This is a genomic window from Vibrio profundi, assembly GCF_005281835.1.
Classification (GTDB): domain Bacteria; phylum Pseudomonadota; class Gammaproteobacteria; order Enterobacterales; family Vibrionaceae; genus Vibrio; species Vibrio profundi.
Genome location: NZ_RZIS01000005.1, coordinates 226,525 through 249,446, shown reverse-complemented (window position 1 = coordinate 249,446; position 22,922 = coordinate 226,525). Strand labels below are relative to the sequence as shown.

Sequence of the window (22,922 nt, the reverse complement as noted above, 5' to 3'; positions counted from 1 at the left end):
TATGCCTGAAGCAAAGAAACAACCAGCGAACAAAAAGAAATCAGCAGGCATTGCCTTCGCCTCATCTGTTATGTTCTTCACAATCGTGACGAGCATCGTTTGGTTAACTCCTCTCAACACATATTTAGTGGCAGCTTTGACTACCACAGCGATTATTTCGACACTTATTGGTGTCATTTGCTATTGGGTATTGATAAAAAGAACACCGAAATCAAAAGAACAAGCTATCGATAAAGAGCTTATCGAAAAACGTAAGAAACAACTCGCGTCTCACTTTCTTCGTATGATCAGTGGGCAGAAAAGAAAAATTCGCTTGAGTAGTCGCTACGACCAACCTATTTATCTACTACTAAGTGACGATCCGAGCAAAGACAAGAGTATCATTACCCAAATGGGTTACGAAGCTTACAAGCTAGATGATTTTGGTAATGACATTGAGTTCCCTATCTTATTTTGGGTATGCGAGCACTCAATCTTAATCTCCATAAGCATGGGAGATGACCAGCACCCTGAGTACTTAAAAACGCTTTGTCAGTCACTAAACTCATGGCGTCCGCGCCAAGCAGCAAATGGCCTATTGCTTACAACAGAAGTATCCAATTTGCTTAAGAATAACGAGCAAATTACTCAAGCTGCAGATGAACTCAAGTCAACCATTAAGACCTTTAATCAAGCGTTTGGCGTAAGCTTGCCGATTTATAACATTATCTCGAACATGGGAAGCATCAGCGATTTTTGCCAGTTCTTTTCAGCTTTCGATGAATCAAAACGTGATGATGTATTTGGTGCAACCTCTCCATACAACAAACACGGTGGTATTGATGCTGATTGGTTCAATGAAGAGTACGATCACTTAATTAGCCAGCTTATCGCTAATATGAGCAGTGCTCTTGCGGGACAACTAAATCAAGATTATCGAAACTCGATAGCTAGTGCCCCATTTCAGTTCGGTTTGTTAAAACAAAGCCTATGGCTATTCTTACATCGCTTATACCGAGGCGAACAACTCAGTGATGCACTTCAATTTAGAGGCTTCTACTTCACGCACGATGGTCAAAACTCTCCTCAGTCTGATTTGCTTGCAAGTACCGTCTCCTACTCAGCTGGTCACGAGTACTATCAGCAACACGAACAAATCCCAGTAAGCCAAACCTTATTTGCTCAACACTTAATGACGCACGTGATCCTTAACGAGCACGAATTAGTTGGCGTTAACAAAAGAAAAGAAAACACGCTTCTGTTCAACCAAATTGCATTTACTACTGCATGGGTCGGTTTGTTAGCGACTGCACTTTTGGTGATCAAATTCGATTTCGATTTTCAAAGCCAGCGTGAGAACCGCGCTGATAACATGTTAGAACGTTACAAAGAGGCTATCTCTGCGTCTCCATACGACATTGAAAATATGGCGGACAACATTCCTAACCTGTATTCTCTTCAACGGATCTACAGCCTCTACAATCAACCAGAGCCTTGGTATACGCTGCCGTTTATGCCGAACCCAAGTATCAAGCCTGAAATCGAACAAGCCTACTTTTCTGAGCTACAACGTGTATTAGTTCCGTCTATGGAAAAAACGCTAGAAAAAGATTTGTTCGTTTACGTCAACTTGGAAGATCAATCTCGAACTCTGTCTTTGCTCAATAACTATCGCCTACTCTTTAGTAAAGATCGTACCAACATTGAAGAGCTTAAAGCTTACTACGTGAAAACCTTACAGGACCAAGGCGAAGCAGACAGTGTAAGTATCGCTCAACTTAAAGTGCTGCTTAACGATATTTTTGAGCGTAACCTCATTCCTAAAAAGTCCAATCAAGACTTAGAAAGCTTAGCGAAAAAGGTAATTACTCAAACGGGCATCGAAACCTTGCTTTATGAGCACATTTTGAGCTCCCCTCGCTATGCAAGCCGCGTCGATATTCGAAATGAATTAGGTGATAACTTTAAGTCGATCTTTAGCTTTTCTTCGAACTACGTCGGCTACCTAGTTCCATATATCTACACGCCGACTGGGTTTAACGAACTTGATTTATCGGTTAGTTCCGAAGTGCTTAAAGAAGCTCTGCAATCATATGAAGGTGTTGCAGGTGCTTACCCTAGCGCCCTAGAGCTACACAGGATCAGCCGTGAGTTAAAGCAGACTTATCAAAATGACTACATAAATTACTGGCGCGATTTTATTCGTAATATCGAAGTCACCGGTGTCTCTAACCCTAGTGATTTAAACCGTGTATTAACAACCTTGTCCGGCGCATCTGATAACCCGCTATCCAGCCTATATACCACTATAACTAAGTACACTTATGTGGAATTGGCGACAGCGAATGATGACACTAAAACCAAAGATGCAAGCGCGGATTTACCTGTACAAGACCCAGATAAAAAGGAGTCTGCTCGTCAAATATCGTTAAGCTTCCAAGACTACAAAAAGCAGATATCACCAAACGATCAAGGTAAAAAGCCACTTGATAGCTTGCTTGCGTCGTTTATTGAAGCGAAAAAATGGGGCGACAAGTTTTACCAAACTAAAGAGCCGCAAAAAGTCGCGTTTGATACACTTTCAGCAACGTTACAAGCTGGGAACCCAATCGCGACGTTAGCAGGGCTAGCCGATGATCAACTTCCTTTGGCCAATGACATTACGACGAAAGTTGTCACCCAAAGTAACGAAATGATCATGTCACTTGCTCATGACTACATTAACAATGCATGGAATACAGAGGTATACCAGCCGTATCAACAACGACTCGCGTCCTTCTACCCATTTAATCAGCAGTCTAAATCTGACGTAAGTGTTGCAGATGTCAAAGCCTTCTTTGTGAACAACGGTATCTTAGATAAATTCTATCAAAACCGCTTGAGCAGCTTTGTCGCAAGCAACGATGACTCACCTTATCTACCAGGTTTATTACCGAGTACAGGGCTAATGCTTGCACCTGATGTATGGACCATGATGGATAAAGCGACGGACATAAAGAATGCCCTTTTCCTTGCGGATCCTTCCAATATCTTAATTAACTTCCAAGTGAAAGCGGTAGACATGAGCTCTGATTTAACCGAGTTTTCTATCATCGCTGATAAGCCTATCTTCACTTATCGTCATGGCCCAACATTATGGAGCCAGCAATCTTGGCAAGGCGATGCGAAGCTCATTGAGAAGCTTGGTATTGAATTAAATGCTCAAGAAACAACAGTGGGTAAAGAGAATGTAGAAGGTACGTGGAGTTGGTTTAGGTTAATTGGACCAAACGTGAACTTTTCAACGTCGCAGGACACTCAAGTCGAGTTCAGTTACGGAGAAAGCAAGGTTAAGCTGACCATCAAAACTCAAGGACAATCGAATCCATTTGTTCCAGGGTTCTTCTCAGGGTTCTCTCTTCCAAGTGGTATCTAATTCTACTCTCCTCAAAGACACTCAGTTCCCTACTCTAGATCGGGGGCTGAATGTCTTGGAAAAGTGGGGATTATTAAACATCACTCCACTCTCGCATCGCAGCTTCACCGCTCTGCACTCTCATTGGGGAATGGTGGTTATCAAACTCGCCGCCGAGCTCAAACACCGAACTTGTTTAAAGCAAGAAGCCGACTTCCTCAATTCCTACACCAATGGCTATTGGCCTGAGTTTTGTGATTACTTAACTTATAAGGGAATCGACTACCTAGTCGTAAAGAAGATCGAAGGCGCTCCCTTGTCAGCAGCTATGAGCATTCAAAATTTTCAATTCAGTTGGGTAAAGTCTATCGAGCGAGCACTTTGCGCCGTGCATCACACTGGCTATATCCACGCCGATATTAAACCGTCGAATATTTTAATAACAAACAGCAATGAACCGAGAGTCATCGACTTCGGGTCCATTCGCAAAATTGGCGAGAATCTTAGTGGTGTTCGTTTCGCTAGCTACAGCCCTTCATTCGCCAGCCCGAACATTTCCGAATCTAAAGGGCTTGCAAGCCCCATTGATGATTGGTTTAGCCTAGGTGTCACCCTAGATAAATGCATAACTGCCCATAGAGAAAGTGTTCAAACCGCCAAAAGTGGCCACAGCTCATCACCAACTCCCCTTCAGTTACCGAGTCACTACTCGGTAATTATGAATCGCATACAAAAAAGCGGATGATAGTTCACCCGCTTTACATTAAATAGCGTCTGCTATTCCGGTATCAGTAGTGATTCTAAACCACCAGCAACAGTGGTCGCCAACGCTGTAGGCGTTAGGCTCTCTTTAACGCTTTCTTTCAAAGTTTTACCAGAGAAGAAGTCTTTCACTTGCTGCTTTCTGACTGCTTTCTTAAATGCCTTTTCATCAGTTCCAGGGATAAAGTTGGTTTCCCCTCTAGCAGCATTTAACGCTTGTTTGGCACCCGGCTTATTACTCTCTAGCGCTATCTCGCTATTAGTAATAAAGCTACGAGCTTCTTCTTGAAGCACTGCATAAGCTTTCAAGGTCGACTTCTGGAAAGAGAGTTTAACCAACGCCGGATCTGTACTCACAGGACGGCCTAACTTAGCTTTAATCTTGCGCGTCAAACGCGTTTTCATACTAGGAGGCGGCGGAGTAACATCAGCAATACTCAAGAAATTATATGGAGAGCTATAGCAAGGCATACACACCATATAAGAAGCGATCACTGGAATCTCTTCCATTTTCATTTTGAACCAGTCACGGAAGAAATTTGCACCAATCACATGTTTCTTTTGATTTAAAAGCACGCATTCTTCTTTAAACTTTTTGAATTTTCTTTCCATTACCCATTTATCGTAAAGGCCGCGGAAGAAGTTGAAAACAGAAAGTACCGCTTTAACGATACCAGTAACTGTTGCGCCAATACCTGAACTCGCTAGGTTTATCGCAATGACGCCACCATGAGCTAATGCGATCAATGAATCTTCTACCGCTACCGCTCTGATTTCACCACGGATTTTATCAATGACATCGGTACCGATTTTGGTTGAAGCCATTGAGCTTAAATGGCGAGTTTTGTGGTTATTCACCACTTTGCCCAGCGCAGAATAAACACGGCTTGCGGCTTCTTTGATGTCATCAATGGCCGGAGCTAAGTCAGCAAAAATCCGCTTCACTAAGCTTGGAATCATGCTGAGTATCTTAGCTTTAATGTCATCCATTAAAACTGTGGTGATACCTTTCGCGTATTCCATGAATTTTTCTTTTACTTGCTCGGTAATTTTATCAACGAACGCTGATATTGCAGCCTTGTTCCCTGTTGTCGCTTCAGAGATTGTATCCGCCAAGCTATTAACTTGCAGCGCACCTTCTACAGCAATTTTGACCTTATCAACTTTGCTGACGCCGACTAAGTCAGTATTGGCAAACAATGCCAGCATATCTTTTTGTATTACAGTTAACCCTGCGTTTGGCATATAGCATCTCCCAATTATTTCAGGCAGCCTCGCAAAAACCTCAACGAGATATTAAAGAGTAGTTATAAGTGTATTAGTTAATGCACCTTTTACTTAACCATTTATCAATTAAAGATTAACATATAAAATCATCAGCAAAATGTATGCATTGTTTTTTTCGCTCTTTGGTTCAAACTTTCGCCATGAATCAAAGAGATATCATGCAATTCAATCAATTTACACTACGCTTATTTAACAAGTAGCCGAATACTCTGATTAAGTTTTTTAGGGACAAAAAATGGATCACAAGACTGTAACTAAGCCCATTATTCTGGTTGTTGACGACATCCCCGACAATATTCATACACTTTCCGGCATTCTTAACGATGATTTTAAGATCAAGGCAGCCACTTCCGGTGAAAAGGCCCTCAAGATCGCTTCTACCTCACCAAAGCCTCACCTTATCCTTCTCGATATCATGATGCCTGAAATGGATGGCTACGAAGTATGCCAGCGTTTAAAAGATAACCCGGTTACCGCCGACATTCCGGTTATATTCGTTACTGCAAAAACCGACGTCGTCGATGAACAAAAAGGATTTGCACTTGGCGCGGTAGATTACATTACTAAACCAGTCAGCCCTCCAATTGTAAAAGCCCGAGTCGCCACTCATATATCGCTTTATGACCAAAACCTTGCGTTATCTTCCAAAGTAAAACAGCGTACAGAAGCTCTAGAATTAAGCCGCTTAGAGATCATCCGTAAACTTGGACGTGCTGCAGAGTACAAAGATAACGAAACTGGTATGCACGTAGTAAGAATGAGTTACTACTCGAAAATACTCGCTAAGCAATTGGACGTTAGCGAGCGATGGACTGAATTACTTTTCCAAGCAGCACCAATGCATGACATAGGAAAAATAGGGATCCCCGACAGCATACTAGGAAAACCTGGAAAGTTAGACGCGGACGAATGGGCAATCATGCAAACTCACGTCACGATTGGCGGTGACATTATTGGCGACAATGAATCAGAGCTTTTACAAATGGCTCAAGAAATTGCGCTCTATCACCACGAGAAATGGGACGGAAGTGGCTACCCTCACAAACTGAGTGGAGCGGACATTCCTCTAAGCGCTCGTATTGTAGCAATTGCCGATGTCTTTGACGCTTTAACCAGCGAACGCCCCTATAAACCAGCATGGCCGATAGAGAAAGCCATTAATCTGATTCAAGAAGAAGCTGGAAAGCATTTTGATCCAGAATTAGTGCCCATCTTTATTGAACAACTCGATGAAATGCTTTCTATCAAAGACTCTTTCACTGACGAACTCGAACACTAAGCTCTTAGGTACGCTATGAATACTGTTTCCCGTTTTGCCTCTGATTCAAAAAAAATACTATCTGCTTTCGTTATTTCAACGCTGGTTCTCTTCTCCGTGGCGGCAGCTGGATGGTTCAACCTAAACACCCGCTTTCAGGGCATTGAAGACTACGCGTTAAGTACTCAACTCCTGACGTCTCTCGATAAACTTCGAGTTTACGAACTGACTTTCAGCAACGATACGACTCGTGCTGCGGCCGAAATGGTATTAAGCGAAGCCGAGGAAACTCTCTCTCTTTCAGAAGATTTTTCGAAACAGAGTAACGATCCAGCAGCCAATTCACTGCTGATTGATTACTTGGAAGAGTTCGACCATTACGTCGAACTTATCGGGTTAAGTGTTCAAACACGAGAGCGCATGAATGAGCGCTCTTTAGCGGCGACGGCTGTGTTAGGTGAAATGCAATCTTCACACAAAGCCACCATCACCCAGGTTAGCCAGCAAGTGAGCGACCTTAGGGCTGAGTCTGAATCTCAAGGTGACCGTGCAATGAAGGCCAACTGGCTTTCAACACTTAGCGCTAATGTCCAAAACTTGGAAAAAGAGTACCTTTTGAATCAAACGGCGAAAGGCTTTGCACTGGTCAAACTTGAATTAAATAAAATCACTTCATTGATCTCGAATTTGGAAAAGGAAATCAAAGACGAAGAAGGCATACAAAGACTGCAAATCGTTAAACAAGCAAAAAACCGCTACCTCACGAATTTAGTACAACTCCAAGGCTTATCTAGCGCAGCAGCAACGCTCAAACAATCGATCATTAAGCAAGTTTCACGTAGTGGACTAGAACTTTCTCGTGCAACCGGCGAGCTGATTGAACAACAGCAAAAACTGTTAAACCAAATCAATGATCAAGTCGCTAAAGCGCAATCACATTTGTCCTCGCAGCTTGAAGTCGGTGAAAATCTGCTGACAATACAAACTTTACTCAGCCAGTCTAAACAACTTAACCGTGATTTCTCGTTGGCTGACCACTCTGAGCAACTACTTATCGCGGAAAAAGTATTTGGCCTGATTAACAACATGCAGGCGATATCCATCTCAGCTCGTGAACTTTTAGCCTTGTATGCGCCTGAAATGAAAATTACCGCTTTCGACAACCATGTCCAATTATACGAGTCTGAATTCACAACACTTGCCGAAGCTCAATCCGATAGCCATAAAATCCTCGGGCAAATGAATACAAACTTCAAAACCCTGCATAAGTTGGTTTCAAGTGTGTACCTAGCAGAAAGTGACAATGTTAAAGATTCTTCTAGTGTCTCTTATCACTTAGCAATTGGTGGGGTGATCTTCTTCTTCATCGTAATGCTGATGGGCATTCTCGCTAACAAATCACATTCAGCACTAGAACAATTTGCCAAGAGCTTAGCGCTTGCTCGTGATGAAGCAGATGCAGCGAACCACGCCAAGTCAGACTTCTTAGCCAACATGAGCCATGAAATACGAACTCCAATGAACGCCATCATAGGCATGAGTTACTTGGCGTTAAAAACCGATCTCACCAAGGCACAGCGTAACTACATCCATAAAGTAAAACTGTCTTCGGATTCACTGCTTGGGCTCATCAACGATATCCTCGACTTTTCGAAAATCGAAGCTGGAAAACTGGACATCGAAAACGTCGATTTCCACTTAGAGAATGTTCTCGACAACATCACTAACTTGGTTGGCTTGCGTGCCTCTGAACGTGGCTTAGAGCTACTAATTCAAGTCGACCGTGACGTCCCTACTAACTTAATTGGTGACCCTTTACGTTTAGGCCAAATACTAATTAACCTAAGTAATAACGCGGTTAAGTTCACTGAAAAAGGAGAAGTAAAAATCTCAATATCAGTGGATGAAAGAAATGGCGACGATATTAAGCTGAAGTTCGCGGTATCGGACAGCGGTATAGGCATGACGCAAGAGCAAGCGGCTAAGCTGTTCAATAAGTTTACTCAAGCCGACTCCTCTACCACACGTAAATACGGTGGTACTGGACTGGGCCTAGCAATCAGTAAAGAACTTTCTCAATTAATGGGCGGAGACATTAAAGTCACGACGGAATTAGGCAAAGGCTCGACTTTCTCTTTCTCTATCGCGACTAAAGTTAGCCAGTCTTTGACACAAACACGTGTCGTAGTACCGACATCACTAGACAGGCTGAAAGTGTTGGTTGTGGATGATAACGCCAGTGCCCGTCTAATCGTTGGTGACTTACTGGAATCATTACATTTTACCCCGACGCTGACAGCCTCGGTCGATGAAGCACTAGCCGAGCTACATCAAGCTGAAGATCAGAACGATCAATTCGACCTGATTATTTCGGACTGGAAGATGCCAAGGAAAGACGGGGTCGATTTAGTCGAAGCTTTGAACACTGAAGGTATGTTTAAGAAACAACCTAAGTTAATGATGCTAACGGCTTATGGACGCGAAGAACTTGGAGAAGCTCTGACTAAGCGTGGGTTAAACATCCCGAGCATTTTGGATAAACCTATCACCTCTTCTCATCTGTTTGACTCCATTATTTCTCTTTATGGATTGGAAGATGGTCGAGTATCTCGAAGCGAACTCGAACAGCAAACCCAACTCGCGAACGTTCAACAATTGGCGGGAGCCAACATACTCCTTGTTGAAGATAATGAAATTAACCAAGAACTTGCGACCGAACTACTCGAAGGACAACAGATCAAAGTCACCATCGCAGAAAACGGTCAGCAAGCGATAGATATGTATCAACAAGCGGTTAAAGATGGACAAGCGTACGATGGTATTCTAATGGATTGCCAAATGCCGGTGATGGATGGTTATGAAGCAACTGAGTATATTCGTCAGCAAATAAAAGACACAGATGTGCCGATTATCGCCATGACTGCCAACGTTATGGAAAGAGACAAAGAGAAAGCGCTTGCTTGTGGCATGAGCGACATTATCGCTAAACCAATTGATGTCGGTTCGATGTTTGCGACACTTGCCAACTGGGTCTCTCCTGCTAACCCAGCCACTTTAGTGGTTAACCTTGATGAAGATACACCAGAGACAGAGCCCTCAACACTTAACGATGATCTGGACGGCATAGACGGCTTAAACATCAAACTCGGATTACTTAGAGCTAACGACAACCACACACTTTATCGAAAACTCGTGAACCGTTTCGTCGATGCTTATTCAGAGAGAGAAGCGTTACACGAAGGGCTGAATGGAACAGAGCATAAACGTTATCTACATACCCTTAAAGGTGTCGCCGGTAACTTAGGGGCGAGCGACCTGCACAAGCTTTGCGAAGAGTTAGAATCTAATGAAGACAACAAAGAACTGCAGAACACGGTGAAGGATAACACCTTAGATTTAACCTCACGTATTGCGAGCGCAATGCAAACATCACTCTCTGCAAAGCAAGATATAGAAAGCGATGATAGTTCTCAGGCGACTGCCAACTCCGATTTATATCTGAAACTGCTAGAAGCGATTAAAAACGACGATACAGACGCACTTTCTATCATTTTAGAGATTGAAGATGGGGCAACTCTAGGGTTGTCTCACCCCGACTTTAAACATTTGGAGAACGCGCTTGAGGAGTTCGACTTCGATGGAGCATTAGAAATAATGCAAGGCTCCACTCTATATTCATAACGTTTAAGCTATAAATATCAACTAATTAAAAGGAGCCTAGTGCTCCTTTTTCTTTGCATTGTCGCCGCCAAACCTCCCGTGAACTTTATGAACAAAACTCACTAAATGTTCTTTATTCTCAATATCACCACATTAAAGACAAACTTGTAACATCACGTTAACTTTATAACCATCTACTCAACGAAACATCTCATCGATGACTGGTTAAGTAGACCACATACAAGATAAGTATCAGGCAATGAACTGATACGCTCACATAAGGAACGTGAATCATGTTTAAGGCACTAAAACCAACACTAGCCGCTTCTATCATCGCAGCTACATTTTCATTCAGCTCTTTTGCTGCCGATGTTGAGAAAATCCATTTCCTAATCCCTGGCGGTGCTGGTGGTGGTTGGGATATGACTGCTCGCGGTACTGGTGATGTACTGGTTAAATCTGACATCGTAGATAACGTATCTTTCCAAAACCTTTCTGGTGGTGGCGGCGGTAAAGCTATTGCTCACCTTATTGAAACAGCGAAGCGCCAAGAAGACACACTAATGGTGAACTCTACGCCTATCGTTGTTCGCTCACTAACTGGTGTGTTCCCTCAATCTTTCCGTGACCTAACGCCAGTAGCGGCTACTATCGCTGACTACGGTGCAATTGTTACTTCAGCAGACTCTAAGTACGACACTTGGGAAGACGTAGTAAAAGAATTCGAATCTAACCCTCGTAAAGTAAAAATCGCTGGTGGATCTGCTCGTGGCAGCATGGATCACCTAGTTGTTGCAGCAGCGTTTAAAGGCGAAGGCTTCGACGCTAAGAAAGTTCGTTACATCGCTTACGATGCTGGCGGTAAGGCAATGGCTGCCCTACTTTCTGGTGAGACTCAACTTCTATCAACAGGCCTTGGTGAAGTGCTAGAAATGTCTAAGTCTGGTCAAGTTAAGGTTCTTGCGGTAACTGCACCTAAACGTCTAGACGCAGCACCAAACATCCCTACGCTAACTGAATACGGCAATGAAACAGTATTTGCTAACTGGCGTGGTTTCTTCGCAGCTCCTGGTACTAGCCAAGCGAAAATCGACGAATGGAACCAAGCACTTAACAAAATGTACACCACTGATGAATGGCAAGTTGTTCGTGACCGCAATGGTTGGATCGACAACTACAAAGGTGACAAAGACTTCTACGCATTCCTAGAAGACCAAGAGCAACAAATGGGTGACCTAATGCGCGAGCTAGGTTTCCTAAAGTAAGACCCTGATGACCTAGGGCTGGCAACGGCCCTATTCTGTTTTGCCGTACATGAGTTTAACCCCAAAACTCCTTTGTTTATTCGTAAGTTGTTTGACTAGCAGCAAGCTTCTTACTTTCCGTTAATGATCCCGAATCTTCTTCATTAACTCGCTTATGTACGGCTTTTTTTATTCCCCTTTACCACGCAAATGGAGTTGGATATGTCGGACTTGCCAACCAAACTATTAAGTAAAGAATATCTGCTGTCTCGTGACCGAATCGGCGCAATGATTTTCTTACTCGTGTGCCTTTGTTATGGCTACCAAACCACACTCATTCCCCTATTCCCTGGCGACGAATACGAACCCTTCACGGCTCGCACATTGCCAACCCTATTGACCTTTGCGGGTATTGGCTTGTCGCTACTGCTTCTGGTTACTGGACAAGAAGACAAAAAACAATGCAGTTCAGCATCAGATTTCGACTGGAAGCTACTGATTAGCTTTCTAGTGCTTATGGCTTTGTATGGCCTAGGTCTTACTTACCTTGGCTTTGTATTAGCAACTGGATTTTTCTTGCTTGCAGGTTTTTACCTACTAGGTGAGCGTCGTAAACCGGTACTGTTTGGAGCGTCATTCCCATTCGTTATCGCGTTTTACCTTCTGTTAACCCAAGGTCTAGATATCTACCTAGAGCCTGGTCTAATTTTCACACTTTGGTAGGGATAACATTATGTTAGACGGAATTTTACAAGGACTTTCCACCGCAGTCATGCCAATGAATATCATGATGGTAATCGTTGGCTGTTTTGTGGGTACATTCATCGGCATGCTACCAGGCCTAGGCCCTATTTCAGCAATTGCTTTGATGATTCCAATTACTTACGGCCTAGACCCATCTTCAGGTCTGATCCTAATGGCGGGTGTGTATTACGGTGCGGTATTTGGCGGCTCAACGTCATCGATTCTAATCAATGCTCCAGGTTGTTCATCTACAGTAGTAACCGCTTTTGATGGCTACCCAATGGCACAAAAAGGCCAAGCAGGTAAAGCACTAGCACTAGCGGCTTACTCTTCGTTCACTGGTGGTACACTTTCGGCAATCATGCTGCTTATCGCAGCTCCTGCTCTAGCCAGCGTATCACTCAGCTTTCAGTCTTCTGATTACTTCGCGCTAATGCTACTTGGTTTATCAGCAGTTGCGGCGTTTGCAGGCCCAGGCCAAGTTGTGAAGGCGTGGATGATGACTATTCTAGGTTTGATGCTTTCGACAGTAGGTATCGACAAAGGTGTTGGCGTTGAACGTTTCACTTTCGGCCTAACCGACCTTATGGATGGTTTCAGTTTCTTACTATTAGCAATGGCAACATTCGCACTTGGTGAGACTTTAATGGGTGTGCTTAAACCTGAAAAAGACACTAGTGCAGAAGAAAGCAAAAAAATGTCTGACATTGGTAGCATGAAAGTCACCAAAGAAGAGATCAAAGAAGTGGCACCAGTTTCAATTCGTTCATCGATTCTTGGCTTTTTCACTGGTGTCCTACCTGGTGCAGGTGCAACGATTGCGGCATTTTTAAGCTACGGTATGGAACGTAGTCTAGCACCAAAAGACAAGCAGAAAGAGTTTGGTAAAGGCAGCATCCGTGGTCTAGTTGCTCCAGAATCAGCGAATAATGCAGCTTCTAGTGGCTCGTTCGTACCACTACTAACCCTGGGTATTCCTGGTTCCGGTACAACAGCGATCATGCTAGGCGCACTTATTGCCTACGGTATTCAACCAGGCCCTCGCCTATTCGTTGAGCACCCAGATGTTTTCTGGTCAGTTATCATCTCTATGTACTTCGGTAACATTGTACTGGTGATCCTAAACTTACCTTTAATTCCGTATATCTCGAAGCTATTGGCAGTACCAAGAACGGTTCTTCTTCCAATGATTCTGTTCTTCTCGATTACTGGTGTGTACTTAGTTTCGTTCAACACGATGGATGTATTTATCATGCTTCTTGTGGCAATGGGTGCAATAGCATTGAGACTCGCCAACTTCCCTCTCGCTCCGTTACTGCTTGGCTTTATTCTAGGTGGTTTAATGGAAGAGAATTTACGAAGAGCATTAATGATCAGCGATGGCGAGCTAAGCTTCCTTTGGGAACGTCCAATCACAATGTCATTCACTGTACTGGCGGTACTAGTACTAGGTAGCCCAATCTTCGTGAAAATGTTCAAAAAGTTCAGAGCAAAACCTGTAGAGGCTTAATATCCCCCCGAATTTTGGATATATCGTCCATAAGTTTGATATCACCAAAAGGAGCGTTTACGCTCCTTTTTCATGTCTATAAACCTTTCACCTCTACGCTCAGCTTGCTTCTTAAACGTTGATTTAAAAACTTGTGATTACCAACCGAACTTAGCGGTAATATTTATTCGGACAATCGAGTATTGTATACAATCTAATTTGTCATATGGATATGGTAATGCTTTTCGATTGGTTCGTTTTGTTTGCTTCAGGCGTGATTGGCGGCGTATTAAATTCGATAGCCGGAGGTGGAAGTTTTATTACCTTCCCCGCTTTGCTATTTGCGGGCGTTCCACCCGTTGCTGCTAATGCCACCAACACATTCGCATCCAGCGCTGGCTACCTAAGTGGGGCCTACGCACTACGAAAAGAAATCCTGACAGGCACTAAGCAACTCAAACTAACCGTTGGCTTAAGTGTGATTGGCGGTGGTTTAGGAGCCTATTTACTATTACATACACCGGAAGCTCTATTTACCCAATCTATCCCTTGGCTACTGCTCTTCGCAACATTACTTTTTATCTTTGGCGAGAGCCTCAATAAACTCCTTAAAGCGACCACGGCCAAGCATAAACATGCGAGTGCGGCTGGCGCGCTCTTCCTCGGATTACTTCTTATATTGGTGTGTATTTATGGTGGTTACTTCAACGCAGGGCTAGGCATAGTCACACTAAGCTATCTTGCATTGGCGGGGTACACCAATATCACGGTGATGAACGGCATTAAGCTATTGGTTTCGGCATGCGCTTCGATTACGGCTATCGCATTATTCGTAATGGACGGCACCATCAATTGGAACCTTGGTATAGCCGTTCTTCTTGGTACTTTGGTTGGGGGCTATTATTCGGCAAAAATATCGCGCGGTATCTCTCAGCGAGCAATACGTACCACAGTAACTATTGCCAGTGTACTCATCACTTGTTACTTCTTTTATTCGACTTATCTTTAAGACCACACGCGAACAAACTTAAGTCCTAGGCTATTCTACTAGTACGGCTCTCGTACTGAGTGAATGTTTATGATCAGCTTACGACTTAGGTTATTCATCTTATCCGCCCTATTTGTACTTTCTCCCCTTGTTCATGCCGAGAAAGTTATTCTAGCGAATGGTGAATGGGCGCCGTATCAATCACAGTACCTCCATCATTCAGGGTTTGTCTCTCGAGTTATAACTGAAGCCTTTGCTGAAGAAGGGTATAGCGTCGAATTTGAATTCTTGCCGTGGATGAGAGGCGTAGAAAAAGCCAAGTTGGGCGAAATCGATGGCACCTTTATTTGGGCTCATAGTGAAGTAAGAGAAAAGCATTTTTACTTTTCTGACCCAGTACTCACACTCACCACGTCCCTATTTCACCGCCAAGGCGAAACATTGGAGTGGGAAAAGCCCGAAGATCTAAGAAAGTACACCATAGGCGGTGTCATTGGTTATGTATACGGTTTGGAAGAACTTGAGGAGCTAGGAATACTCAACATCGATCGAATCCCCAATGACACAGGTAATTACTACAAATTAACCTCAGATCGGATCGATATAGTTCTAGAAGACACTGACGTCGGTTTAGACATTATTGATAGGCTTAATCTAGGAAGAGAGATAGAAGCCGATCCGAGAAAGCTCAACAATCGTGATTACGCATTAATGATTTCTCGTAAGTCTAAACGATCTCGTGAACTGATAGAGGCTTTTAACCGCGGACTGAGTAAGCTTAAAGCCGATGGCCGAATTGAGAAGTATCGCCGAGAATCCGTCAACGGTGAGTATAAGAAGTAGCGCATGACATGGTGATTTCTATTTCAATGCTCTTCTCTTTATTCAACATGATGTCCTTATTCTCTAGTTGGTACAGACATCAAACAAAAACACTTTAATTGCATCAATAATTTATATTTTTCTTATCAATTCATTAAGACTGGCATACTATTACGCTCACATTTATTCCCTGTATTTTCTCACGCAGGAACAAACACACTTCGTCAAAAACTTGGTTATTTTTGAATTTGTTCACTTTTAAGGATGTAAAGTGTCATGAAAAACCTCTCTTTTAAAAATAAGATCATTGCTCTTATCGTTTCGATAATATCAATTACCATTCTTGTTTCTTACTTCAGCGTTAATCATTTTATCAGCGGCTATATCTACCAATCTGATACCAAAAACATTTCTCATAACATTAACCTGATGCAACAAAAACTCGCGGGTGAACTGCAAAGTAAAGTATCCCTCGCTGAAAGCCTGAACTTCAGTATGATGGACATCACTGAAACCAAAGAGCGCTCTGGTTTTTACCAAATTATTAAAATAGTTAATGGTTACGCATTCGATGACTCGGGCAATATGGAAGAAGAGGCTTCACAGGCTTTCATTGACCTCGCCGAGAATCATACAGATGGCACTGTGGTAAGCCCTGTAAGTTTGGTAAATCAAAAACCGACGCTAACCATCTCGATCAAACGAATTGATGACTCCGTAGACTTTTTCGTTGTCGATTTACAAGAATTCGCTGACACCATTAGCCAATATTCAATCGAAGGCAGCTACGCTGAGCTAATTGCAGACAACGGCATCACCATATTCTCCAACAAGCAGAGTGAACAGGTCATTCCGGTTTACCATACCATCGAGTTTTCTGGGCACACATGGCAGTTGAATGGCTACATCGATACCTCTCTTATTGAGCGTAATACCGACAGCCTAAATAACATGATCACCCTAGCTCTGCTCATCAGCGGCCTAATCTTCATCGCTCTGAGTGTCATCATGTTAAATGTTGCATTCAAGCCACTATTAAGATTGAAAGCGGTTGTAGCCGATCTATCTCAAGGCAACGGAGACTTGACTCAAAGGCTTGACGTTAGCTCTAAAGATGAAATTGGCGAAATCTCCACTTCAATCAATTTATTCATCGAAAAACTGCAAGCTATGTTTGTTGAAGTTCTTGATTCTGCAGCGCAAATCGATGCGGCTATCACTCAACTCGCGCAGCAATCTAAATCCAACGCCTCAACACTTAATAGCCATACAGTAGAGACTGAACAAGCGATTACCGCTATTGAAGAAATGAGTGCGACGGCTGGTTCCATCGCACAGAGCTCAACAGATGCAGCCAAACTGACCGAAGTCACCAGCATCAATGCCGGCGACTCGAAAGAAACCGTTACGAATGCTGTAGCGAGTGTTTCTGAACTAATGAACCAAGTCGCTTCAATGTCAGGCACAATTAGCACGATGAACGAAGACACCAAGCAAATTAGTAGTGTTCTTCAAGTCATTGGTGACATCGCAGAACAAACCAACTTGCTTGCTCTGAACGCTGCTATTGAAGCCGCTCGTGCGGGGGAACAAGGCCGAGGATTTGCTGTTGTGGCAGACGAAGTTCGCGCGCTTGCGGCACGCACGCAGCAAAGCACCTCTCAAATTAACGAGATGTTATCTAAGCTGAGACACACAACAGACAATGTCGTTGCGGAAATGTCGACGACACAAACTAGTTGCGAAGAAACGGCTGACAAGACGAACCAAGTCATGTCATCTTTAAATGTTGTTACCGATTCAGTGGTAGAAATCAATGACCTTAATACGTTGATGGCCACCGCTGCAGAGCAGCAAAGCCAAGTTACAGGTGAAGTAAGTCGGAATATGTCTGCTATTCAAGACATGATTCAACAATTGAACATCAACGCTTCCGAAACAACATCAGTAAGTGATGAGCTTAGAGCAACATCAAGCACTCTCTCTGACGTAGTTGGCCGATTTAAAGTTCAGTAGCGCGAGCCCTACCTCTCTATACACAAAACGCCATCGATTGAGATGGCGTTTTTGATCCGTTCAAAAGTAATAAATACCGACAAATCCATAAATTTAGTGATGACATTAAAATTTATAACACTTTCGAGTTACAATTTAGCAACATCATTGGTAGGGTTATTTTCTTAATTGTGAGAACACCATTTATTCAATTTAAAACAAATACATATATAACAATAAAGGTTGGCACCTAACATGTTTGACTATCTCAAGCTCAATACGTTAGCGGCTCAAGACAAAGGTATCGCCTCTATTCTTGACGATTTATTTAGTCTCGCTCGCTCCACTTACCCTAGCCTCTCGCGTTTTTCTGTTGCCCTAGTTGGCGACAACAAAGCGTCCAACTATTACGTTTCAGATCTGCTTAGTGATTGCTCCGTTTATGACTACAGTGAGCAAGAGCTTCAAAGCCACTCGGCACTTGCTAGAATTTCTGTCACTCAAAGCGTTCGCGTGATTGATGATCTGGCCTTAATCACCCCAACTCAACGTCTTAAACGTTTATTACAGCGTGGCCACAAAAGCAGTTATACATCCCCAATCTCATACAAAGACGTGAATTTAGGATTTGTGTTTCTCAACGCATCCCAAACAGCATTTTTCCACTCTCAGGAAGTACAACGAGATATGGCATTCTTCACGCAAACTATCTCAAACTTGTTTATTCAACAGCACACTAGCCAACGTCATTTTCAAAGTTCGCTTAACGTGGCGTTAAACATGGGCCACGCAAGAGATCCCGAGACCGCTGAACACTTAGTAAGAATGGGAAAATATAGCGAGCTGCTCGCACGCCTGCTGTCGGCACAGAAATCAGAAATCACTCACCAATTTGTCCATCGCATCCGTTTATACGCCCCTTTTCATGACATTGGTAAGTACCGAATTCCTGATGATGTATTGTTCAGTACCAAGCGGTTCACGCCGAGTGAGCGCAATATCATGAACATGCATACCATCTACGGTGAAGAAATGATTAACGACGTGGTCTCTATCTCCGATTCCAACGCCATTTCAGAAGAAGAAATCCAATTCATTAAAAACATTATTCGCCATCACCATGAGCGCTTCGACGGTAAAGGGCTACCCGACTCCCTCAGTTATGAAAATATCCCTTTGGAAGCCCGGATTGTTACCCTAGCGGATGTGTTTGATGCCCTATTGAGCCAGCGGGCTTATAAGCAAGCTTGGCCTACATCGAAAGTAATGAACTACGTGGAAGAAAACTCAGGGCTTTTGTTTGACCCTGATTGCGTGAAAGCATTACAAGATAATTTACCGATGTTCTTAGATATTCGTAGCCAATACCTTGATGCGGAAGATAAACCAAACTCAATGGCGTGCTAGCTATTAAGATAGTTTTCCAGCACTAAAACTAAAAGTGACTTTTAACATCAAGATTGTATACAATAGTAAAAACAATCATAAGTAAGGATACACAATGCTCTGGAAAGTTTATTTAAGTGGTGAGATTCACACAGATTGGCGCGACCAAATTATTCAAGGTTCTAAACGCCTTGGTTTGAATATTGAATTTTACTCGGCTAACACCGACCATGAATCAAGTGATGCTGCTGGTGACTTATTGCGTGAAAACAGTGAGAGTTTTTGGCGAGATCACCAATCTTCAAAAGTGAATGCCATTCGCACTAAAACTCTGATTAAACAGTGTGATATCGGGGTGGTACGCTTCGGAGAGAAGTACCGCCAATGGAATGCTGCGTTCGATGCCGGTGTTCTATCAGCTATGGATAAACCTTTCATCTCTCTACACGATGAAACCCTGATTCACCCGCTTAAAGAAGTCGATGCTGCAGCAATGGCTTGGGCAGAAACACCGCAGCAGGTGGTTGAGCTGCTAAGCTACGTTGTCAATAAATAGGCGACATCGCGAATAAGTCAGTACGTCTTATAGCGAAGCCTTTCAGGCGCACCTTTCAATACCCACATTACGGCGTATTTAAGGTGCGTTTTTTATTTCCATACTGCCTAAAGCTAACTAAATCGACTGAATTTCTTCCGATACTGGCTCGGAGTTTGACGCTTATAATCTTTGAACAGACGATTGAAGTTAGCCTGATTCCGGTAGCCTACTTTCTCTGCCACTATATTGATGGGTAAACTTGTATTGGTCAGTAAATCTGACGCATGATTCAGCCTCAGTTTTTTAAGGTATTGGCTAAAACTCTCACTAAAATGTAACTCAAATAATCGGTGGATCGAACTTTCACTGATGCACATTTCTTGAGCCAGTTCAGCTAAGGTCAGCGGCAGGTGATAATTGGACTCAATATAATGAGTCAGCTTATCGATCTTCTCCACCTCAACCCGATTATTCACATCCCCACTATGACGAGCATAAGATTGTAGTGTATGGCTGTTTTTATCCATCGCCACCAATGAAAACGCCTTAAGTAGATCCGCTAAGTGTAAAATCGACGATTGATGTTGGAACTGGCCGCCAAACATATGTTTTATCAGTGTAAAAAGCTGTTCTCCGGTTTCAGAGGAGAACGCAACGCCTTTTTCAGCCTTTTTAAGAAGCTCTTCTAGTTTCCTTAGCTCAATGCAGGTAAACATCATGTTGGCAATCCAGTCCTTTTTGAACCAGATACTATGACGCTGGGCTTGCTCCCCTTCTGCAACTTTTTCCACTTCAAAAGCATGAGGGGTATTTGGCGCAATTAACCAAAGGGTGTTGTGCTCGACTGGACCTTCATAGTGGCCAATATATCCTTTGCCGCTGTAATGACGATGAAGCACCAATTCAAATTCATGATGGTAATGCCAATCCGCTTCAACAGTGCAATTCAATTCCTTTAAATAGCGCCAAGATGAGCCTAGTCGCTGAGGAACTTTTTCGAGTGTTGCCGTAATCATCATTCCCCTAAGTTCTGTGTCTAACTTGAAAAGCATTATTAATTGACAGGATAGTACTATAAATATGCACAAGTCCTACAAAATGATGGGAAAGTACTAAAAGTCGACGAATCAGTATTAAAAACTCCGGCTAGTAAACTTAATCTACCCCTGTCGCCAAAGAGGGTTAAGTCATGAAAACACTAACGAAACCAATCAAACAACTTATTATCCGAAATCGAATCGATTGGGTTGCTTTAATGACCCAAGGCTACGGCGTTAACTATGCTGGGTTATGGAAAACGTTAGGCTACCAATGCCAACAAGAGTTTGAGTCCGACTATCAAGCAAGCCTTTTACACTTACCCAACGCTGATATCAAAAAGTAAGGCACCACCACTTCCCCTATCTAGTGGCTCTGTCTAGTCAACAGAGTCGCTAGAACCTCAAACTTCTTAGTTAAAACCCTAATTCTCCGCTTCAAGAATCGCTTAAACATTAACTTTTAAAACTATCGTTAAATCACGAAAGAAGAGTAATGAAGATCACCGAATCAGTTTTTTTGATATCAATTTAGGTTAATTTTTAACCCGTAATGAGATACTAAAAACGTTGAAGGAAGACACCGTTTAGGGGGCAATATGAACACCAAATTAGGTCATGTTATGTCATCAAGTCGGCTCATCTGCTTTGTCGCTTTTCTTGCCGCTACCTTTGCGTGGGTACTCAGCATGCCAGCGCTCTTTTCTGTATCGGTACTGTTTCTCATCGTTAGTGCTGTAGTCTACGTGATGGACATAGTGAAAAATAACGCAAAAGAAAAAGACGCCTAAACTACCCTATTTCGATGAACTAACCACAGGTACAAAAAAAGGATGCCAATTGGCATCCTTTTTAATATTTAATACTGAATCGAACGAACGATTATACGTCGTAAGTTGTCGAAGCCGTATCGCCGCCTGTACCAGTCCAGTTTGTGTGGAAGAATTCACCACGTGGACGGTCAGTACGCTCATAAGTATGAGCACCGAAGTAGTCACGCTGAGCTTGAAGCAGGTTAGCTGGTAGACGAGCAGTTGTGTAACCGTCTAGGAAAGATAGCGCAGAAATCGTACATGGCATTGGGATACCAGACTCTAGAGATTTCGCTGCTACTTTACGCCATGCTACTAGGCTGCTTTGTAGGATGTTTTTGAAGTAATCATCAGAACCTAAGAATGCGATTTCAGGGTTCGCTTCATATGCATCACGGATGTTGCCTAGGAAAGCAGAACGGATGATACAACCGCCACGCCACATTAGAGCAACGTTACCGTAGTTTAGATCCCAACCGTTTTCGTTTGACGCTTCACGCATTAGCATGAAACCTTGAGCGTAAGAGATGATCTTAGAAGCTAGTAGAGCTTGACGTAGTGCGTCAACCCACTCTTGCTTGTCACCTTCAACTGGCGTGATTGTCTTCTCAAACAACGCTTCCGCTTCAACACGTTGGTCTTTAAGTGCAGACAAGCAACGAGAGAATACAGACTCAGAGATAAGCGTTAGAGGAATGCCTAGGTCTAGTGCGTTGATACCCGTCCACTTACCAGTACCTTTTTGGCCTGCAGTGTCTAGGATTTTCTCAACTAGCGCTTCACCGTCTTCATCTTTGTAGCCAAGGATGTCAGCAGTGATTTCAACAAGGTAGCTGTCTAGCTCTGTCTTGTTCCAATCAGCGAATACTGCTTGCATCTCATCTGCAGACATACCAAGACCATCTTTCATGAACTGGTAAGCTTCAGTGATAAGCTGCATGTCACCGTATTCGATGCCGTTGTGTACCATCTTAACGAAGTGACCCGCACCGTCGTTACCAACCCAGTCACAACAAGGTTCGCCAGCGTCAGTTTTTGCAGAGATACCTTGGAATATTGGCTTAACCGCTTCCCAAGCTTCTGGAGCGCCACCTGGCATGATTGAAGGACCGAAACGAGCACCTTCTTCACCACCAGATACACCAGTACCGATGAAGTGGATGCCTTTTTCACGGCAATGTACCACACGACGGTTAGTATCTGGGTAGTTAGTGTTACCACCATCAATGATAATGTCGCCTTCGTCTAGAAGTGGGATTAGGTTGTCGATGAACGTATCTACAACGTCACCAGCACGAACCATAAGCATCACTTTACGTGGCGCTTCTAGCTTCTCAACTAGCTCTTCTAGAGAGTAAGCACCAACAATGTTAGTACCTTTAGCTGGGCCTTCTAGGAACTCGTCTACTTTTGCAGCAGTACGGTTGTGAGCAACAACTTTGAAGCCGTTGTCGTTCATGTTTAGGATAAGGTTTTGACCCATTACTGCTAGGCCAATTACACCGATATCACCTTTCATTATTTATA

At 43.2% G+C, this 22,922-nt stretch carries 17 protein-coding genes; 14 read left to right on the top strand and 3 right to left on the bottom strand.

Translation table 11 applies throughout. The features are described from left to right. Position 1: 1 nt before the first annotated feature. Together tssM and ELZ11_RS14660 are read left to right on the top strand one after the other, a co-directional pair. Entirely contained in the window at positions 2-3,394 is a 3,393-nt protein-coding gene (gene tssM / locus ELZ11_RS14665) for a type VI secretion system membrane subunit TssM (RefSeq protein ID WP_137358167.1), read from the top strand. Positions 3,395-3,449: 55 nt separating this feature from the next. Beyond that, a complete protein-coding gene (locus ELZ11_RS14660) occupies positions 3,450-4,118 on the top strand; it encodes a protein kinase domain-containing protein (protein WP_137358166.1) in 669 nt (222 codons plus the stop codon). A 32-nt stretch (positions 4,119-4,150) separates the two neighbouring features. Here the strand turns inward: ELZ11_RS14660 and ELZ11_RS14655 are convergent, their stop codons facing one another. Beyond that, a complete protein-coding gene (locus tag ELZ11_RS14655; protein ID WP_137358165.1) occupies positions 4,151-5,380 on the bottom strand; it encodes a hypothetical protein in 1,230 nt (409 codons plus the stop codon). A gap of 277 nt (positions 5,381-5,657) precedes the next feature. Between ELZ11_RS14655 and ELZ11_RS14650 the strand changes: the two genes are divergently transcribed. The 10 genes from ELZ11_RS14650 to ELZ11_RS14605 all read left to right on the top strand — a co-directional run bounded on the left by ELZ11_RS14650 (position 5,658) and on the right by ELZ11_RS14605 (position 19,564). Then, positions 5,658-6,701, top strand: a complete 1,044-nt coding sequence (locus ELZ11_RS14650) for a response regulator (RefSeq protein WP_137358164.1) — start codon at positions 5,658-5,660, stop codon at positions 6,699-6,701. Between the two features lie 15 nt (positions 6,702-6,716). Further along, positions 6,717-10,361, top strand: a complete 3,645-nt coding sequence (locus tag ELZ11_RS14645; RefSeq protein WP_137358163.1) for a response regulator — start codon at positions 6,717-6,719, stop codon at positions 10,359-10,361. Between the two features lie 272 nt (positions 10,362-10,633). Beyond that, on the top strand, positions 10,634-11,605 hold the full coding sequence (locus ELZ11_RS14640; RefSeq protein WP_137358162.1) for a tripartite tricarboxylate transporter substrate binding protein: 972 nt from the start codon (positions 10,634-10,636) through the stop codon (positions 11,603-11,605). Between the two features lie 201 nt (positions 11,606-11,806). After that, on the top strand, positions 11,807-12,307 hold the full coding sequence (locus tag ELZ11_RS14635) for a tripartite tricarboxylate transporter TctB family protein (protein WP_137358161.1): 501 nt from the start codon (positions 11,807-11,809) through the stop codon (positions 12,305-12,307). 10 nt (positions 12,308-12,317) lie between these two features. Beyond that, positions 12,318-13,838 (top strand): tripartite tricarboxylate transporter permease, encoded by a 1,521-nt coding sequence (locus tag ELZ11_RS14630; RefSeq protein ID WP_137358160.1) that lies wholly within the window; start codon positions 12,318-12,320, stop codon positions 13,836-13,838. Positions 13,839-14,055: 217 nt separating this feature from the next. Then, complete coding sequence (locus ELZ11_RS14625) at positions 14,056-14,826, top strand: sulfite exporter TauE/SafE family protein (protein ID WP_244291664.1); 771 nt, start codon at positions 14,056-14,058, stop codon at positions 14,824-14,826. A gap of 69 nt (positions 14,827-14,895) precedes the next feature. Continuing rightward, positions 14,896-15,648, top strand: a complete 753-nt coding sequence (locus ELZ11_RS14620; RefSeq protein ID WP_137358159.1) for a substrate-binding periplasmic protein — start codon at positions 14,896-14,898, stop codon at positions 15,646-15,648. Between the two features lie 255 nt (positions 15,649-15,903). Then, a complete protein-coding gene (locus ELZ11_RS14615) occupies positions 15,904-17,643 on the top strand; it encodes a methyl-accepting chemotaxis protein (RefSeq protein ID WP_137358158.1) in 1,740 nt (579 codons plus the stop codon). Between the two features lie 234 nt (positions 17,644-17,877). Then, positions 17,878-19,029 (top strand): HD-GYP domain-containing protein, encoded by a 1,152-nt coding sequence (locus ELZ11_RS14610; protein ID WP_137358157.1) that lies wholly within the window; start codon positions 17,878-17,880, stop codon positions 19,027-19,029. A gap of 94 nt (positions 19,030-19,123) precedes the next feature. Further along, entirely contained in the window at positions 19,124-19,564 is a 441-nt protein-coding gene (locus ELZ11_RS14605) for a YtoQ family protein (RefSeq protein WP_137358156.1), read from the top strand. A 113-nt stretch (positions 19,565-19,677) separates the two neighbouring features. Here ELZ11_RS14605 and ELZ11_RS14600 read toward each other — a convergent pair whose 3' ends face one another. Continuing rightward, positions 19,678-20,565: a helix-turn-helix domain-containing protein gene (locus ELZ11_RS14600; RefSeq protein WP_244291663.1), complete on the bottom strand. Its 888-nt coding sequence runs from the start codon at positions 20,563-20,565 to the stop codon at positions 19,678-19,680. Between the two features lie 170 nt (positions 20,566-20,735). Here ELZ11_RS14600 and ELZ11_RS14595 point away from each other — a divergent pair, with 170 nt between their 5' ends. After that, the gene (locus tag ELZ11_RS14595) at positions 20,736-20,930 is read left to right on the top strand and encodes a hypothetical protein (RefSeq protein ID WP_137358155.1); all 195 of its coding nucleotides are present in this window, start codon (positions 20,736-20,738) and stop codon (positions 20,928-20,930) included. Positions 20,931-21,182: 252 nt separating this feature from the next. Further along, positions 21,183-21,374, top strand: a complete 192-nt coding sequence (locus ELZ11_RS14590) for a hypothetical protein (protein ID WP_137358154.1) — start codon at positions 21,183-21,185, stop codon at positions 21,372-21,374. A gap of 91 nt (positions 21,375-21,465) precedes the next feature. On the opposite strand, the gene gnd is transcribed toward ELZ11_RS14590, so the two are convergent. Further along, positions 21,466-22,914: a decarboxylating NADP(+)-dependent phosphogluconate dehydrogenase gene (gnd, locus tag ELZ11_RS14585; protein WP_137358153.1), complete on the bottom strand. Its 1,449-nt coding sequence runs from the start codon at positions 22,912-22,914 to the stop codon at positions 21,466-21,468. Positions 22,915-22,922 lie beyond the last annotated feature (8 nt).